12 protein-coding genes are annotated in these 17,019 nt (G+C 66.7%); 4 read left to right on the forward strand and 8 right to left on the reverse strand.

The genetic code is table 11. From position 1 onward, the window contains the following. Positions 1 to 2 precede the first annotated feature (2 nt). The 4 genes from ACOGXI_RS14030 to ACOGXI_RS14045 form a co-directional block, all read right to left on the reverse strand. Positions 3 to 644, reverse strand: coding sequence for an SRPBCC domain-containing protein (locus ACOGXI_RS14030; protein WP_419939450.1), 642 nt, complete (start codon positions 642 to 644; stop codon positions 3 to 5). Continuing rightward, complete coding sequence (locus ACOGXI_RS14035) at positions 641 to 2,593, reverse strand: alpha/beta hydrolase family protein (RefSeq protein ID WP_419939451.1); 1,953 nt, start codon at positions 2,591 to 2,593, stop codon at positions 641 to 643. The genes ACOGXI_RS14030 and ACOGXI_RS14035 overlap by 4 nt, the downstream gene beginning before the upstream one ends. Continuing rightward, a complete protein-coding gene (locus ACOGXI_RS14040) occupies positions 2,590 to 3,930 on the reverse strand; it encodes an NAD(P)/FAD-dependent oxidoreductase (protein ID WP_419939452.1) in 1,341 nt (446 codons plus the stop codon). Before ACOGXI_RS14040 ends, ACOGXI_RS14035 begins: the two co-directional genes overlap by 4 nt. A 139-nt stretch (positions 3,931 to 4,069) precedes the next feature. Next, a complete protein-coding gene (locus ACOGXI_RS14045; RefSeq protein WP_419939453.1) occupies positions 4,070 to 5,773 on the reverse strand; it encodes a M1 family metallopeptidase in 1,704 nt (567 codons plus the stop codon). Positions 5,774 to 5,945: 172 nt separating this feature from the next. Between ACOGXI_RS14045 and ACOGXI_RS14050 the strand changes: the two genes are divergently transcribed. Together ACOGXI_RS14050 and ACOGXI_RS14055 are read left to right on the forward strand one after the other, a co-directional pair. Next, positions 5,946 to 6,842: an HNH endonuclease gene (locus ACOGXI_RS14050; protein WP_419939454.1), complete on the forward strand. Its 897-nt coding sequence runs from the start codon at positions 5,946 to 5,948 to the stop codon at positions 6,840 to 6,842. A gap of 17 nt (positions 6,843 to 6,859) precedes the next feature. Continuing rightward, the gene (locus tag ACOGXI_RS14055) at positions 6,860 to 8,380 is read left to right on the forward strand and encodes an amidohydrolase family protein (protein WP_419939455.1); all 1,521 of its coding nucleotides are present in this window, start codon (positions 6,860 to 6,862) and stop codon (positions 8,378 to 8,380) included. 247 nt (positions 8,381 to 8,627) lie between these two features. Here ACOGXI_RS14055 and ACOGXI_RS14060 read toward each other — a convergent pair whose 3' ends face one another. Continuing rightward, positions 8,628 to 10,061: a DUF2357 domain-containing protein gene (locus tag ACOGXI_RS14060; RefSeq protein ID WP_419939456.1), complete on the reverse strand. Its 1,434-nt coding sequence runs from the start codon at positions 10,059 to 10,061 to the stop codon at positions 8,628 to 8,630. A 290-nt stretch (positions 10,062 to 10,351) separates the two neighbouring features. Continuing rightward, positions 10,352 to 12,994 carry a hypothetical protein gene (locus ACOGXI_RS14065; protein ID WP_419939457.1) on the reverse strand — a complete coding sequence of 881 codons (2,643 nt, stop codon included), beginning with the start codon at positions 12,992 to 12,994 and terminating at the stop codon, positions 10,352 to 10,354. A gap of 120 nt (positions 12,995 to 13,114) precedes the next feature. On the opposite strand from ACOGXI_RS14065, the gene ACOGXI_RS14070 reads away from it, so the two are divergent. Both ACOGXI_RS14070 and ACOGXI_RS14075 read left to right on the forward strand, forming a co-directional pair. Then, complete coding sequence (locus ACOGXI_RS14070) at positions 13,115 to 13,894, forward strand: SDR family NAD(P)-dependent oxidoreductase (protein WP_419939458.1); 780 nt, start codon at positions 13,115 to 13,117, stop codon at positions 13,892 to 13,894. Positions 13,895 to 14,055: 161 nt separating this feature from the next. Further along, positions 14,056 to 14,535 carry a hypothetical protein gene (locus tag ACOGXI_RS14075; protein ID WP_419939459.1) on the forward strand — a complete coding sequence of 160 codons (480 nt, stop codon included), beginning with the start codon at positions 14,056 to 14,058 and terminating at the stop codon, positions 14,533 to 14,535. A 45-nt stretch (positions 14,536 to 14,580) separates the two neighbouring features. Here ACOGXI_RS14075 and ACOGXI_RS14080 read toward each other — a convergent pair whose 3' ends face one another. Continuing rightward, complete coding sequence (locus ACOGXI_RS14080) at positions 14,581 to 15,750, reverse strand: hypothetical protein (protein WP_419939460.1); 1,170 nt, start codon at positions 15,748 to 15,750, stop codon at positions 14,581 to 14,583. A 40-nt stretch (positions 15,751 to 15,790) separates the two neighbouring features. Further along, positions 15,791 to 16,861, reverse strand: coding sequence for a branched-chain amino acid aminotransferase (locus tag ACOGXI_RS14085; protein WP_419939461.1), 1,071 nt, complete (start codon positions 16,859 to 16,861; stop codon positions 15,791 to 15,793). Between the last annotated feature and the right edge of the window lie 158 nt (positions 16,862 to 17,019).

A 17,019-nucleotide genomic window follows, 5' to 3' on the forward strand; every position in this document is an offset into this window, starting at 1 on the left:
CCTTACGGCGCGTCCTCGCCCGTGTAGAAGGCGGTCACCCGATCTGCGGCAGCGCGCGCCGCTGCGGCGTCGGTGCCGAGGGCGATGGAGGCTTCACACCACGCAGCGCTGCTCCGGCGAGCGAAGTCCTTCCCTTCCTCCGAGGCGACCCACGCCTCCGTCGTCTCCGGGACGACCGCCGGATCTGAAGCGAAATGCTGGTCGAGGCCGAACAGTGCCATGTCCCAGCCGATGCCGACCGCCCCCGGCCCGAACTCTTCCCAGAACTCCTGCGGGAACTGCGCGAGATGTTCGAGACGCACTTCGGTGCGCTCCTCCGGCATCTCCGAAAGCGTCACGGTCACCCAACTGACGTCGCCGTGCATTCGCCACGTCAGGGCGAAGCGTCCCGGCGGTTCACACGCGATGATCTCGCCGCCCGCGTTGCCCTCCAGCTGGTAGCTGCCGCCCGCGCGCAGGTCGCCGGAGATCGGCAGAAACCACTTCGGGATCCGGCCCGCGTTCGTCAGGGCGTCCCACAGTTCCTCTCGATCCGCGCCAGTCACCCGCGCCGCCACGAGCGCATGCACGAGTCTGCCCTCATGCTCGCGCTGCCCGAGTTCGCGCGTGACGGAGCCGGCCGGTCGGTCGTCAGGGTGGTTCAACGGTCGGGCCGGCCTACGGAAAAGCCGATGTCGTCCACGACGACCGTGCCCGCCGCCGAGCGGTCGAAGAGCAAGCGGATCTCCCGGGGCCGGGCCGGATCGAAGTCGGGGTTGGCCTCGACCAGATCCGCGAGCGGGATCGAAAACGACTGGAGCACCAACTCCCACTGGTTGTCGAAGGACTCGGCGTCGTTGCGGCGCCGCACCGCGGTCTCGAGGGGTCGGCGGATCGGCCCGTAGTCCGACAGCCGCACGCTCGCCGACTCGCCGTCCGCGTCGGTGAGTACGACCGACAGATCCACTGGTTGCTCATCTTCATCCCGGTCGCTCTCGCCTCGCGCGGTCCCGTCGCGCGCGGCCTCGTCATCTCCTCCGGCGCGGGAGGGCTCCTGGTTCTCGTCCTCGCCCTCGGGGCGTCGCGGCGCCGGCCGGCCCTCCACGGCCCCGAGCTGGAGATCCAGGCGAGAGGTTCCCCCGAGCCCCCACTCGGATCCCAGCCCGGCGGGAAGCGACAGGGTGTAGCTTGCGGGCGCCCCGACCGTCCCCTCGTCGCCGGCGACGAGGTTGTTCCAGCCCAGCCAGAGCGCGTTGTTGTCCTGCGAACTCGAGGTCGTGGGACGGTTCCGCGACCGCAGGTCGAGCAACTCCTCTCGCCACACGCCCAGAGAATCCCCCCTGAGCGTCACGCCGTGCGCCGTCCCGGTCGTGACGTCGATATCCTCCTCGAACGTGGCCAGCGGCCGGAAGCTGCTCGATTCGAACTGCGTGATGTACATCGTCTCCGGCAGCCATCCGCCGATCAGCCGATGGTCCCGGAACATCGGCATATAGTCGGGCCGGTCGCGCAGCGTCGTTTCGAGAAAGGCGGAGATATAGATCTTCGCGAACTCCCGTTGCGCTTCTCCGTCTATGAGTCCCCGCAGGTCGAGGCGCCGGGCGCTGCGCGGGCCGTTGTCCTTGTTCCCCCACACCGTGTTCCACTGCCCGTGGTTCGCCCGGTACATGTAGATCGCGGTCTTGAAGTAGTCTCCGCCGTCGGTGAACTCGAGCCGGTTGTACAGGCGGAGGCCGTGGAAGCTCGTCACGTCCCCGTCGTGCGAGCCGTGGAACACCATGTAGTTGACGTTCTCGACCGGCGCGAGCCGACCGGTGGGCAGGTACTGGCCGTCGACCGGGGCGATCGCGATGATGCCGCGGATCCCGTGGTTGAAGTCGAACTCGAGCGAGGCGTCGTCCGGGTATCGCGACAGCCGGTTGAAGGCCGCCGCGTGCCCCACCGCTTCACCGCCGCGGGAATGACCGATGAGGGCGATGCGGTCGAAGTCGATCTTCCCGTGGAACGGGGTGGCTTCGTCCGCCGCGAATCCCTTGAAGGCGTCGATGTGTTTGAGGAGAAACCACCCCCGCCCGTCATTCTCGTTGCGGATGCCGCCGTTGATGAAATTCATGTCGACGGAGGCGAACACGTAGCCCCGGCTGGCGAGCAACTCGCCGAGATAGCCGTACCCGGGGTCGGAGAAGTCCTTCATGTCGTGGTTCCCGTGGACGATGAGGACCAGCGGGAAGGGGCGGTCGTCCCGGGGCTCGCCCTCGGGATACCAAACGCGGCCGTTGATCGGGAACTCCTTCGGCGTGAAGCCCCAGTAGCCGTTCCGTTCGCCCGCGGATTCGCCGAGAGAGACGAGCTTCGAAGCGTCGACCGTCTCCGTCACGATCGACACCGAATCCCGGTACTCGGGCCGGCGCCTGTCCGTGCCGCTCCCGTAGTAGAGTCGGCGTACCTCATACGGTCCCGGGGTTCCCGGATGCTCGGCCTCGAGTCGCTGTTCGGCGAGGACGGTGGCGTGGTCGGAGGGGGTGAGCCGGAGGGGGCCGTAGCACCCGCCGCCCGCGATTGAGACGGCGACCGTCAACAGCGCGGCCGTCAGGAGGGACTGTCGCGTCTTCAACCGCCGAGGTCCTCCGACTCCGGGTCCAGTTCCCGCCCGCGCTCCCCGCCTTCCGGTGCTTCGAGCGAAAGCTTGAACTGTTCCGCCAGTTCGGGATCGTCCTCGATCTCCAGGACGCGCTTGGCGATGTACTCGCCGAGTACCGGCCCCTGCTTGAACGACTCGGCCGTCCCCAGACCCGCGAGCCACACGTTGTCGAAGTCGGGGTGCTTGTCGATGAGGAAGTTGCGGCTGGGACCGAAACAGTAGTGGCAGGCGCGCGTCTCGTTGACCGCCGCGCCGACCATGTCCGGGAAGTAGCGCTCGAGGATCTGGCGCGGGCGCTCGTGGGCTTCCGGCGGCACCCAGCGGTCGCTCGTGTCGGGATCGTCGCCGGGTTGTCCGCCCGTCCGCACCCGAAAGCCGCGGTGGTCCGGGCCCAGAGCCGGCCAGCCCGTACAGCCCGGAACGCCATAGCTGGGCATGTTGGGGAACATGAAGCGCCGGTCCGGCACCGCGTAGTAGAACACGTTGCCCACGGGGATGCGTATCCGGTCCCCGAACAGTTCCGGGAAGGTCTTCCCCATCCAGGGCCCCACCGCGAACACGAACGTCGAGGCCGTCAGCGATTCGTCGCCGCCGAGCGTCACGTCGTTCAGCCGGCGGCCGTCCGATCCCCCGAGAGCGGCGCGCGCGATGCGGATCTCGCCGCCCTCCATCTCGAACCGCTTGGCCACGGATTCGATGGCCCGGCGCGCCCGCACGACCCCCGCGTTGGGTTCGTGGAGCCCCAGGGAGACCCCTTCCTCCGTCCGGATCCAGGGCCAGCGGTAGTTGATCTCGTCCACGTCGAGCAACTCGTAGTCGACGCCGAGCCGGTCCCACTGAGCCATCGTGTCTTCGAGATAGGGGACCATCTCCTCGCGCAGGATGAGATCTCCGGTCCGATAGAAGACGCGCGGCAGGAGGAGTTCCCGTCCCTCTTCGTCCCACTGGGTCCAGCGGCGCATGGCCTCGTTGGCCCAGCGATTCCAGACGAAGCCCTCGGGACGCCCCCCGTAGGAGGACCGGACGCCGCGCGTTTCGCCGCCCGAGGTGGAACGCGAATTGCCGGGGCCGTAGGCGTCGAGCACGGTCACCGTGGCTCCGAGCCGGACGAGGTTGAGCGCGGTCCAGATGCCGAAGTTTCCGGCGCCGACCACCACGATGTCGAGAGGTTGACCGGCGCGGCGTCGCACGGGAGCCGAGCGGGGAGGCGGCGGTGCGCCGATGAGCGGGGATGAGGCGCCGAGCGACAGCCCGGCTGCAGCCGCTCCGGCCGTCGCGCTCTTCAGGAACTCCCGTCGATCGATGGCCAAGTGGCGCGTCCCCTCCCGGAGCGAGTCAATGCGGCGTCAAAGCTGACCCATGCGCCGGACTCCGTGCAAGCATCTGGAGGCGCGCCCGTGGTCGGCGGTCCACACTCGGTGTCCAGCAGCCCACGCCGACGCCCCGCCTCTAGCGCCGCTCGAAGGCCGCATCCATGAGAAGCCACGTGTGCGGGTCGAAGACGACGTCGAGCGGCTCCGCGGGAACGGGGATCGTGAACCGGCCCTGCCGCCCGTCGATTTCGATCACTTCGATTCGCGGCGGCCGGGTGGCCCCGTGCACTCCGCCCTCGAGCGGGCCATCCGCAGGGAGGTGAATCGCGACCTCCACCGGCATGCGGAAGGTGTGGCGTTCGTCCTGCGCCTGCCGGATGTCGATGTGAATGGCTCCCGCCGCCGCGTCGTAGCTCCAGCCGCCCTCGTACTCCAGCCACCCGCCGCGGTAGAGCCACTGGTCGAAGAACGCCCGCAGATCGAGACCCGACGCCTCCTCCATCGCCCGCCGAAAATCCGCCGTCGTCGCGTTCCCGTCCCGGAACTCCCGGTAGTACGCCTGGATCCCGGCCCAGAACGCATCCTCCCCGACGACCCCGCGCAGCATGTGCAGCACCCATGAGCCCTTCTGGTACGTGCCCGGACCGCTCGTGACCCGACTCATGTCCGCGAGGTTGTCGTGCACGATCCGATAGTCCGGGTTTTCCGCCATGAAGTCCCGGATCCGGTCGCGGCTCACTTTCAGTCGCTCAATGAACTCGTCGCGCCCGTATTGATGTTCGATGAAGAGCAGCGTGAAGTATGTCGCGAACCCTTCGCTCAGCCAGACGTCATCCCAGTCGTATTCGGTGACCGCATTCCCGAACCACTGATGCGCCACCTCGTGAATGATCACGTTCCGCCAGCGCACATCCCGTTCGCCCGTCACCGAGGCGTCGCCGTAGAAGATCGCGGTGGCCGCCTCCATGCCGCCCCCGACGCTGTTCGACTGCACATTCGCCAGCTTCTCGTACGAATAGGGGCCGACCATGTCTCCGTAGAACTCCATCGCCTGCTTCGTCGGCACCGCAAAGTCGTGGAAGCCGGCGTCGCGGTCCTGGGCGTAGACCCATGTCTGGATCGGAGCGCCGTTGTAGTAGTCCACGGTCTGCACGGCGAAGCGGGCCGCCCCGAGCGCATACAGCCAGGTTGCGATCGGGACCGACTGCTTCCAGTGGGAGCGGCGTGTGCCGTCCAGGAGATCGGTCTCCTCGATGAGCAGCCCGTTGGAGATGACCTGGTAGTGGGCCGGCGCCGTGACGATGAGTTCGTTCGTGGCCTTGTCGTACGGGTGATCGATCGTCGGCAGCCAGTTCCGGGCTTTGTTGGGCCAGTTGTCGCTGAAGAAGGTCCGGTCTCCATGCTTGTTGGGACCGATGATGAGACCGGTGGCGGGCACGCCCTCGTACACGACCGTGATCCGGCGCCGCTCGCCGGCTTCGGTCGAACGGGCCAGGGAGACCACCAGCGCGTCGTCCCCATGCGTGAAGTCGAGCGGTCCCTCGGCGCCGGCCACCCCACGTACCCGCATTCCCGTGCCATCGGGATTCTGCTCGATCAGGTCCAGCCGCACCTCCTCGATTCCCGCTTCCAGGAAGCGGAGATCGATCGTCGCCTCGCCCGAGATCACGTCCGTCTCGTCGCTCAGCGTCAGCGCGAACGCGTAGTTGAGCGCGTCGATCGCAGGATTCTTGGGATAGGTGTCCATCGCAGCTGACACGGGCGATGGGGATTCCGGTCCGCCCGAGCCGGATCCGAGCGTGAGCGATGAGACGAGCAGCAGGGGCAGGGCGTATTTCATCGGGGCACCTCGTTCGCCTGGTTCGGGATCCGCCGCCACCTTCCGGCGGCCTGATTCCATAAGCCTGATTGACGAATCGCACAATCCATTGGTAGTCTGCGACATGCCCTATGACCACCCTGGGTCTCCAGCCGAGTTCGACCGGTCGTATGACCAAGGGGTCAGGACGGCGATGTTCGAATGGCTTGCCAGCCAGCGCTCGATTCACGGCGACGTGCTTCCGCGGCGCCCTCTCCTCGAGCAGGGCTTCGAGTTCCGGGGACAGCGCATCCACGTGGTGGGTCCGCAGGGGATCTTCAAGCCGAGGACGATGGCGGTTCCCCTCTCGATCACAACGACCCCGTCGGGACCCTACGACGATGCGTTCGGCCCCGATCACTTCCTTCGATACCGTTACCGGGGAAACGATCCCGATCACCACGACAATGTGGGACTGCGCACGGCAATGTCGTACCACCTGCCCCTGGTGTACTTCCACGGGCTTCTTCCAGGGAGGTACTTCGCCGTGTGGCCGGTCTATGTGGTGGGAGATGCACCGGAGACGCTGACGTTCTCCATCGAAGTCGACGCCGAGAAGCTGGATCCCGTCGCCCCCTCGATGCGCGTGTGGGAGAGCGACGATGTACGTCGCAAGACGTCGCTACGCCGTCAGTATGTGACGGTGGAGACGCGCCGGAGGCTGCATCAGCAGGCGTTCCGCGAGCGCGTTCTCAAGGCGTACAGGCGTCAATGCGCCCTTTGCTGCCTCCGTCATGAGGAGCTTCTCGACGCAGCCCATATCATCCCCGACGCAGAACCGGAAGGTGAGCCCGAGGTGCGGAACGGCTTGGCTCTGTGCCGCCTGCATCACGCGGCGTTCGACCGGTTCTTCCTGGGTATACGCCCCGACTACACCATCCGGGTTCGTCCCGCGATCCTGGCGGAAGAAGACGGCCCTACACTGCGCTACGCCATCCAGGGTCTCCACGGGCGGCGCATCACCCTTCCTCGCCGCCGTCCCGATCACCCCTCACCCGCGTCACTCTCCCTGCGGTACGACCGCTTCCTGGAGAAAGCGGCTGCCCCCTAATCGTCCAGGAGGTCCCCATGTTGACTCGTCGAACGGTCGCCGTGCTCATTCTCGTGTGCTCCGCCATGTGGCCGTCTGTGTTGGCGGCCATGGCCCAGGAGACGATCGCCATCGTCGGGGCCACGGTCATCGACGGGAACGGCGGCGATCCTCTGCCGGAGGCGACCGTGGTCATCGAGGGCGCCCGCATCGCCGCCGTGGGGCCGAGCGCCTCCACCGCGGTGCCCGATGGCGCGCGGGTCCTCGACGGGGCGGGGAAGTTCCTCACCCCCGGCTTCGTGGATACGAACGTCCACACGAGCCTCTACGGCGCCGGTTTCGGGAAGCACCGGAAGGAGAATGCCGTCTTCTACTGGGAGCGCGGGGCGGAGATCGCCCTCGAAGCCGCGCAGATGCACCTCAAGCACGGCGTGACGCACCTGCGCGACAGCTACGGCCAGCTCCCGCAACTCATCGAGGTGCGTGACGCGATCGCCGAGGGACGCGAAGTGGGTCCCCGGATGCAGGTGGCCGGCAACATCGTCGGCTGGGGCGGCGCCTTCTCCGTCACGTTCTCCCTGATCGCCGACTCGGATCTGTCGCTGTGGGAAGAACAGTTCTCCGACCACCTCGCCCAGGGCGCCGGCGAGGACCTCATGGACATGTACCCGGAGGAACTCCGCGTCGCGATCAGCAACTACCTCGACAAGGGCGTGGACTTCGTGAAGTACGGGGGCAGCAGCCACTGGTCCTACCCGACCATGATCGGCTTCTCTCCCGAGGCACAGCGGGTGATCGTGGAGGAGACCCACCGACGCGGTCTCGTCGCCGAAACGCACGCCACCAACCCGGAGAGCCTGCGGCTCGCCGTCGAAGCCGGCATCGACCTCATCCAGCACCCGGAACTCCTGGCCGGCCGGCCCTACTCCGAGGAACTGCTGACGCAGATCCGCGAGCGCGGCGTGATCTGCTCGATGCTGGTCAATACGATCACGGGCGCGGCGTGGGAGCAGCACCTGGCGGACGTCGCGGCCGCCGAGGCGCGTCTGGCCGACCCCGGGAACTCGGCCGAGTGGGGGCGCTTGCGCCGGCCCGTCGAGCGGGAGAAGACGTCGTTCGAACTGCGTCGCGAGCGCAACGCCCTGGGCCACGGCAACGCCATGCGCCGCCAGAATGCGAAGAGTCTCATCGACGCGGGCTGCATCGTCACCCTTGGCACGGACAACTTCCCCGCCGCCGACGTACAGTTCCTGCGCGAGCCGAAGCCGATCTGGCAGGAACCGGGCATCGGCACGCTGATGGCGATCGAAGGCCTCGTCGAACTCGGGATGACTCCGTCGGAGGCCATCGTGGCCGGAACCCGCAACGGCGCCCTCGCCGCCCGCGCCCTCGACGAGTTCGGAACGATCGAGGCCGGCAAGTTCGCGGACCTCGTCCTCCTCGACGCAAACCCGCTGGAGGACATCCGCAACATCCGCCAACAGGCGATGGTGATGAAGGAGGGCAGGGTGATCGACGTCAACGCCCTCCCCACGCGCCCGGTCATGTTCGTCCGGTAGCGCGGAGGCAGGCTCCGGCGCGTAGTATCCGGGGATGAGGACGACAAAGTACCGGCTCCCCGATCTCAGTTGCGGCGATCCCTCCGCCGAATGCCCGCTGTCCGCCGATACCGTGCAGGATGTCTACGAGGAATTCGACAGCCGATTCCTGGAGCTCGGCTCGGGGCTCAGCCGCGAGCGGATCCCGCGAGGAGCCTCCCGCCGGTTGACTGCTCAACGGTCCGAATTCGCAACGGTCGGCAGATCATCATCGCGCGGATCGTGTCTGCTCCCGACCGACCAGGCGCCTTAGCGTCGCACGTGCCTCGGGGTGAAGGGCGCCGCCGGATACACCGTTGATCCTCGGAACGAAGGGGATTGCTCCGACTCCCTGAATCGACTCCGGTAGCTCTTCGGGCGAACCGCTCACGGGCGTCCTCCCCGAGGCGTGAAAGAAACGGAACTCGGTACCGGGGTACAGGATCCACACCGAGTGGGCATTGGGGATGGCGTCCCGGTAGGCGTGCATCTTGTAGATGTCGCCGCGCTTGAAGTCGCCCCTCCGCTCGCTGGCCTTTTCCGCTGGGTCATCGTCCCGCTCAAGCCCCGCGTCTCCCAGCGTCTGAACCCTGAACTTGGCGTCGAGGACGTGGAGACCGCGGTTCGGCCCCTCCGGCACACGGAGCGTGATGTCGGGCCGGAGCGGTACCGAATACGAGTGGTTCGAGGACGACCGAGACCGGGAGAACGATTCGTTGTACGCCAACCGCGTGCCACCGGCCCATTCGAACGTCCGGTTCCATCCGAGCGCAACTTGGAAATCGTCGCCCGCGGGCCGGGCGCTCCTGAGGGGTGGTCCCAGCGAGTCGCAGATGATTTCGGCGAGGCGAAAAAAGGTCCATAGCTCGTATAAGAGCGCGATGTTCTTGAGCTCGAGGAGATCGCGCATCTCGTGCTCGTCGAGCGGGATGCGAGGCGCAAGCCGGATCCGCGCGTAGTGCCGCAGCACATGACGGTAGCCCCGCCGCCGCTGGAGCACGGTGGAGGAGAAGGGGATGCGCACCATCGTCCCGACCTCATCCCACATCGAATGACGAGCCACCGGCATCAGCGCCGCTTCCATTCGCTCGCAGTCCGCGAGGAGGCTGCGGCCAAACACATCCCGGCGAGCCGCCGCCTTCGACCGGACGCGGCCGATGATCCCGTCCGCCTGGCCGATGAACGCCTTCGCGAAGCGGTTCTCCGGGGTGTCGATGGTAGCTTGGATGCGCCGCTCCGAGATCTCCTCGGGCAGCCGTCCTCCGAGTTGCTCGGTGAGGGCCGCCGCCGCAGGAGAGAGGGAGGCCGCCTGGACCGGTGCCCCGGTGCGCGTCACAAGGTCGAGCAGCGTGCGGGAATCCACCCGCGTGAGCGTCTCGACCCGCACGTCCCGCCGCTCGGTGCGCCAGCGCCGGTGGGGGGCGCGCTGGATCAGTTCGAGGGCCGGCATCAGGCGCTCCTCGATCGGGGCTTCGTTCGAGAGAATGTGCCGCAAATAGACGAACGCGTGGTAGAGCACCTCGTCGCGGGGTGGCGGGCCGCTCGCATACGGCGACGAGCCCGGGTCCCCCGCCGCGAACGGCAGGCTGGTGGCGAAACGGGTCAGATCCGCGAGGAGCGCCTCGAACCCTGCCTCGTCCAACTTGCCGGTGTGCAGCTCCACGGGGCCGACCCCGGGTAGGTCGAGGACGCCCACGGAGTTGACGAGATTCAGAACGAGCGCGCCGTCTCCCGTCCTGGTGCAGGCCGAACCCGGGAGGACTGCTTCGATTTTGGCAAGCGTCCCCCGGGGGGCCTCAACAACCCACCTCCGCTCGCTCCGCAGATGCCACCGCCCGTTCCGGCGGGGAGGCGTCTCGTCCGACCCCCATTTCGTGAGAGCGACGCGAGACCCTGCCTCTGGAGAAGCAGCAGCCCCCTCGGCCAGGGTCGGATCTCCCGCGGAAGGCAAGATCACTCGATGAACGACGTGAAGCCCCGCTGCTCGAGTCGCTTGAGCATGCGCCGAATCTTCGCCACGGTGCGCGGAAAGCGCGCGGCCCGGCCCTCGGTGCTCGCCTCCGGGTCTGCGGCAGACGTTCCCGCGGGAACGTGCTCGCTCGCATCCTCGGGCGTCGCGCCGAGGGCGGAGGCCAGCCGTCGGAGGATGGGTTCAAGCTCCTGCTGCGTCCCGTGGAACTTGGGCAGCACCTTCTGGAGCAACGCGAGATCGAACGCGGCCTCGGCGGCCGCTTCGCCATCGGCCGACTGCTCATGCGCCAGGTCGACGAAACGGGCGATCTCGTTCGCGACCCGGTATCCGAAGTGGCGGTGCTCCTCCTCGAGGATGCCGTGTAGTTCCAGAAGCGTCCGGTGGAACCGGCCGTCGTGGAGCTGGCTGAACTTCCGCCAGTCGTCCCGTCCCGGCTTCCGGTAGGGCGTAAGCCGCAGTTCGCCGTCACCTCCATCCAGGCTGAGACCGGCTTCCTCATCGGCGTGGATGCCCGTTGTGAAGCCGTCGAGGTCCACCCGGTCGAACTCGATGGTGAAGGCCCGGTCGAGCACCTTGGGGCTGAACATGTACGTCGTCTCGTCTACATTCACAGTGCCCGTGAAGAACACGTTGCTCGGCACCCGCAGCTGTCGCGGGACCACGGGGCCGGATTCCGTCCGCCCCTCCTCGACCTCCTCGCTCTCGTGCAGAGGTATCGGTTCCCCGGACTCGAGCGCCGACAGGAAGTCCGAGAAATAGTGTTCCACCCGCGCGAGGTTCATCTCGTCGAGCACGACGAAGAAAGGATGCGGGTCCCTCTCCTCCTTCTCCGCCCGTTCCTCCTCCGCCTGTGCCTCCAGCAGGAGCGAAAGGAACGGAGTCGTCGAATACTCGTTCGAGAGCGGATTGAAGTACCCGAGCAACCCACGGTTATCCACCCAGTCCGGCCGCACCGGCACGACGACGCGGTTGTCAAGTTCCCGCTCTGTCACCTCAGCCTCGGCCAGCCGAAACTCGATCCGGTGTTTCTCCGGCGTCTCCCCCTCCCGAAAACTGATCAGGTATTCGTCCCCAGGTCGCAGGTTTGCCACGTACCAGTCCCGGAACTCGTGTGCGCCCGCAAACAGGAGCCACGTCACGTTGCGATTCGGCTCACGGTAGAATCGAAGCTTCGTAACCCCGCTTGGGTACGCTACCTCGATCAAACGGCTGGCCGGCTCGGGAGGAAGAAGGGACTCGACTTCGGCCACGAACCTCACAGGCAGGACGATCTGAAGCCATTTGAAGTGAAATGGCCGAGCCGTCATCCTAACCGCGTCGTCTGGTGCGGTCGATCTAACGAGTTCCGCCGCAGGCTGATCGCGGACCGTTGCCGGGAAGCTCCGAGCCACAGCCATGGCAATCTGTGTCTTGCCCGTGCCGGAGATCCCTGTGAGAATCGCGAACCGCTTGGCCTGCAGTGCCAGCACATAGTTCGCCACGACTTCACTCGAGAAGTGGAGCTTGGCATCCCTCAGCGCCTGGATCAGCGCATCGAAGTCAACGGTGTTGGTTCGCGTGGCCTGCATGCCGTTTTCTCCCGGATTGGGCTTCCCTTCGGGTGAGTAGGGGCCGTAGTCCGGTTGAGGGAGATCAAGTCCGAGGATCCGATTGAGGCCGTCAACGATGGCGGACGAGTGATTCCGTTGGCTCGTCGCCGACTTGCGGTGAGCCGCTCTAATCGCGGCATGGTGAGCCTCTTCAAGCGAATCCCAGAGTTCGGCGGCCTGCGGCCAGCGCAACATGTAGTTGCGAGCGCCGGGTACGGCTTTGCGGTTCCACGAGTGATGCGTGGCCGCTTCGAGACGTGCCCTCACGCCTTCGTCCAGATCCTCGGGCATCAAGAGGATCCGAATCTCGTCGCCGTGAAGTCGAATGGCGCAGGCGTTACCGACATTCAGGGCAATGTATCCTGCGGACTTTAGCACCGTCGTGCACCAGTTCGCGGGATTGTCGGCGTGCGCGGTCCGGATCGACTTGGCCATCGACGTGAGAATCGCCCTTCCCTCGTCGGATGCCGCATAAGCCTCCAGTAGCGTACGGGCAGGCTTCGGATGCGCCTCGTCTTCCCCTTCCGTGCCAACCAATTCTCGGTCGGGGTACGGCAAATCGAGATCGAGTTTGCGCTTCAGATAGTCGATTAGGGCATTGGCTTCGGGGTTGTTCTTCGCGCCAGAGGGGTGCCGCCCTTGCTGGAGCACCGCGTGGTGGGCCCGCTCGATCGATCCCCACAATTTGCGGGCCGCGGTCAAATCCAGCGTGTAGCGGGCGGAACCGGGTGGGTGCTTGGGCTCGTACTTGCCGTGCGCGGCTTCTTCGAGGGCCTTCCGTTCCTCATCTCGCAGCATCTCGGGTAGGAGAAGGATCTCCACCTCGCCAGTTCTAAGTGTCAGCGCAAAGATCTGTCCGGTTCTCAGGTTTACCGTCCAGCCCTTGAACTTGCGCGCCGTCGGCACCCACTGCGTTTGCTGGAACGCGTTCGCCACCCGGATCGATTCGGCCAATCCGGTCAGAATCACTCTACCGTCCGCATCGACGGCGTAGTGTTCGAGGAGGGCGAGACCCTCGGTTTCCTTCTCTGTCATGGCGCGGCCTTAGCTGAGGGGTCCGGTGTCAGCGAGCCAACATGTCCGTACCAGGGTGGACCGTCCACCCGAGAGGACGAGGGCTGGCGACCGACGTGGCCCCCCCGTAGAGTCTCGCGCATGGATCTCGGACTGAAGGGCAAGGTCGCGGTCGTCACCGGCGGGAGCCGGGGGATTGGCCTCTACATCGCTCGGGCGCTGGGAGCGGAGGGCGCGCGGCTGGCGCTGTGCGCGCGCAACCGCGATCCGCTCGAGACAGCCGCCGAGTCGCTGCGGGCGGACGGCGTCGCGGACGTTCTCACGGTGGCCTGCGATATCGCCGAGGAGGATGGCGCCGGACAGCTCGTCCAAGCGGCGGTCGACCGCTACGGCGCGCTGGACGTCCTCGTGAACAACGTCGGCGGGAACCGGCGCGGGAAGTTCGAGGAGACGAGCGACGAGGACTGGCTGGACATCCTTCAACTCAACGTCCTGTCCGGGTTCCGGGCCAGCCGGCTGGCGATCCCCCACATGCGGGCGGCGGGCGGGGGGTCGATCGTCTTCGTGTCCTCGGTCTTCGGGCGCGAGAAGGGCGGTCCGGGACTGTCGATCTACAACACGACGAAGACGGCGCTGATCTCGGCCGCCGGCATCATGGCGCTGGAACTGGCCAAAGACGCCATCCGCGTGAACTGCGTTGCGCCCGGCTCCATCCAGTTCCCCGGTGGGAGCTGGGACAAGCGTGTGCAGTCGGATCCGGAGGGCATGCGAAAGTTCGTAGACGCGAACCTCCCGCTGGGACGCTTCGGGCGGGCCGACGAAGTGGCGGACGTCGTGACGTTCCTCGCTTCGGAACGCGCCAGCCTGATCACGGGCGCCTGTATCGCCGTGGACGGCTCCCAGGGCCGATCCCTCGTCTGACCGCCGCCCGCACTCCCGTCTCGCCCGGAATAGTCTCGTCCGGAATACCGGTTGAGGCGAGGCCCATTTGATCCCACTTTGATTCCTGCCCGGAGGTTGATGCGGACATGGTATGCGGCCACCGCGCCGCGCCGCGCAAACCTCGACGGGAGCCGAGACGAATGGGACTGGACGTGGCTGGAATCCTCACACTGATGCTGACCGTGATCGGCGTGGGCGTAACGATCGGCGGCCTGACCTTCGCCGCCATCCGCAAGCTCACCGCCGAGATGAAGGAATTCCGGGCCGCATTGGGGGATCTCCAGGAGGGGCTTCGGGGCGAAATACATACTGTGCGCGACGAGCTTCGCGGCGAGATACATGCTGTGCGCGACGAGCTTCGGATCGAGATACACGCCGTCCGCGACAAACTCGACCAGGATGTCGCGGCGCTTCGGGGCGAGATACGGAGCGTCCGCGACGAACTCCGGGGCGAGATACAGACCGTCCGCGAAGAACTCCGGGGCGAAATCGCGGGCGTGCGAACCGAACTCCGCGCGGTCGAGGGTCGGCAGACCGATCGCGTGGCCCGCCTTGAGGACAAGGTCTTCAGAGTCCCTCTTCCGGATTCCGCCGCCGACCCGGCGGTCGGCCCGGCCTGACACGGCCGCCGGAGTGGCGGCGCGGGACTTCGCCGCAGACCGCTGCTAGGCGAAGCGGACCAGCTTCACGTCCAGTTCGCGGGTCGGTTCCGTCGGGGCCTTCCACTGGATGAGAATGGGGCTCTGGTAGGTTCCCCACGGGATCTCGCCGTTGCCATCCCCGTCACGGTCGATCACGGGCAGGCTGACGTCCCGCCTCAGGCCCTGGAAGCGGCCCACGGGAAGCGCCAGCGCCCGGTTCAGCATCCGCGCGATCACGGACTCGTCCACGCCGATCCGTTCCAGGACCGCATTCATGATGTGGACGGCCTCCACCGTGGCGGTGTCGATGACGGGTCCGGGCGAGGTGCGCAGCACGGTCCTGCCCATCCTGGCGACGTGAAGCGCCTTCCCGGACAGCCGCAGCGCCTTCCCGGGAAGCCGTAACGCCTTTCCCGGGATCGACAGCGGCGTTCTCAGCATCTTCCTGCCCTGATCGGCCATGAATCGCAGCGGGCTGAGCAGCGCGCGGCGGAGGTCGCGTTGCATCAACAGCGGCTCGAACTCGTTGACCGTCAGGCTGGCGTGGGTTTCCCGCGCGGCAAGCGAGACATCGAGTCGCCCGAAGGAGATCCCGTGTTCCTCGATCAGATCCTGAAGCCGGTCCACGAGACCGACTCCCGGTTCCCTGAGGTCGATGGCATCGATCGCCCGCGGCGAGGCTTCGACGCTCAACTGGGTTCGGGCCACGACTTCCTCGGACCCGTATCCCACGACCGTCGTCCGCCGATCTCGGGTGCCGCCCCTGTGGACGCCATCGAGATCGACGAACCAGACCGGCCGGCCCGCTTCGTTGTCGTACGAGGCGGCACTCTGGAGCCCGGCGCCGATGAACGTCAGGTGCGAGTCCGCGTTCTCCGGTTCGGTCTCCTTCTGTGCGTCCGACAGTTCGGTCCGCAGCTCGAGTTCATCGTGCTCGTATCCGGCGTTGGGGGGAAAGATCTCGTGGAAGACCTTTATGTACTCCCGCAGCCTCTTCCGGTCGTAGTCGAGCCGGTGCGCCAGCCGCTGGTGCAGGTATCCCGCCGTCGTGTGATGGGAGATGTAGAGCGCCTTCGGATACCGGGCGAACTCGGACCCGAACTCCTCGGCCAGCTTGGCGCGCACGTCGATGAAGTCCGTGCGGGACGCGGGCCTGATCCCGACCGTGGCCTTGAACGGAGGATCCGAAGACACGTCTACGACACCTCCTCCAGGGTCGCCACCAGGGTCGCCACTAGGGCCGCCACAGCCAGCCGTGGCGATCTTCTATCCGCCCGGTCTGAATCCCGTGGAGTTCCGCCTTGAGCCGCGACGCAAGGGAATCGGGACGCTGCGGAAGCAGGACATCCGTTCCGTCGAGCCCGAGGCGGTCGATGGGCTGGACCGTGGCGGCCGTTCCCGAGCCGAACGCCTCGTTCAGCGTCCCGGCGGCGTGGGCCTCCAGGAGTTCGTCCACCGAGATCCGGCGCACCTCGCACGGGACCCCGAAGTCCGCGCACAGCCGGATCAGGGAATCGCGCGTGACGCCGGGGAGGATCGTCCCCTCGAGCGGGGGCGTGATGGCGGTCCCGTCGATGACGAACCACATGTTCATGACGCCGCACTCCTCGACGTACCGGCCCTCTTGGCCGTCGAGCCAGATCACGTTGTCGTACCCCTGCGCCTGCGCCTGCTGGGAAGCCAGCATCGTCGGCCCGTAGTTGGCCGCGGGCTTGTGGCCGCCGGCGCCGCCGGGGAAGGCCCGCACGAACTTGCGCGTCGTCACGAGGCTCACCGTTTCCGACCCGGTGAAATAGAGTCCGACGGGCGCGGTCATGAGGACGTAGCTGAACGAGCGGCCCGACACCACGCTGAGCGTCGGATCCGTGCTGAAGTAGCTGGGGCGGATGTAGAGGGCGCCCTGCTCGGCGTTCGGAAGCCAGCCGCGGTCCACCTCGAGCAGTTCGCGCAGCGCGTCGAAGAACAGATCCTTCGGGAGTTCCGGCATCACGAACCGGGCCGCGGTGCGGTTGAACCGCTTCTGGTTCATGTCCGGCCGGAAGACCGCGAGGTCGCCCTCCGGGGTCATATGCGCCTTGAACCCCTCGAACATCGAGACGGCGTACTGGAGCCCCTTCGAACTGGGATAGATCTGCATCGGGCCGTAGGGCCGGATCTCCGCGTCGGTCCATTCGCCGTCGATGTTGTCGGCCACGAACATGTGATCCGACCAGATCGAGCCGAACGGAAGGTTGTCGAAGTCGACGGATTCGAGCCGCGAAAGCTCGACGTGTCTCAGGGGGAATTTCGTTGTGATCGTCGCCATTTATCTCTCGCCTGTAGTCAGTCGTCTGTCATCGGTCGTCGTCGGCTGCCCATCCGATTCCGCGTCATGCCTCTGGCGGAGTTCGGATGAGCAGGATGCGACAGCCTAACGCGGACCGTCCCGCCCTGCCAACCGGCGGCGTCTCCATTGGAGTGGGC

The organism is Candidatus Palauibacter sp. (assembly GCF_965208055.1).
Classification (GTDB): domain Bacteria; phylum Gemmatimonadota; class Gemmatimonadetes; order Palauibacterales; family Palauibacteraceae; genus Palauibacter.

Bases quoted from the DNA above. Each gene is read 5' to 3' on its own strand.
- ACOGXI_RS14085 (WP_419939461.1), bottom strand. From the start codon at position 16,861: ATGGCGACGATCACAACGAAATTCCCCCTGAGACACGTCGAGCTTTCG.
- ACOGXI_RS14065 (WP_419939457.1), bottom strand. From the start codon at position 12,994: ATGACAGAGAAGGAAACCGAGGGTCTCGCCCTCCTCGAACACTACGCC.
- ACOGXI_RS14070 (WP_419939458.1), top strand. From the start codon at position 13,115: ATGGATCTCGGACTGAAGGGCAAGGTCGCGGTCGTCACCGGCGGGAGC.
- ACOGXI_RS14045 (WP_419939453.1), bottom strand. From the start codon at position 5,773: ATGAAATACGCCCTGCCCCTGCTGCTCGTCTCATCGCTCACGCTCGGA.
- ACOGXI_RS14075 (WP_419939459.1), top strand. From the start codon at position 14,056: ATGGGACTGGACGTGGCTGGAATCCTCACACTGATGCTGACCGTGATC.
- ACOGXI_RS14050 (WP_419939454.1), top strand. From the start codon at position 5,946: ATGTTCGAATGGCTTGCCAGCCAGCGCTCGATTCACGGCGACGTGCTT.
- ACOGXI_RS14055 (WP_419939455.1), top strand. From the start codon at position 6,860: ATGTTGACTCGTCGAACGGTCGCCGTGCTCATTCTCGTGTGCTCCGCC.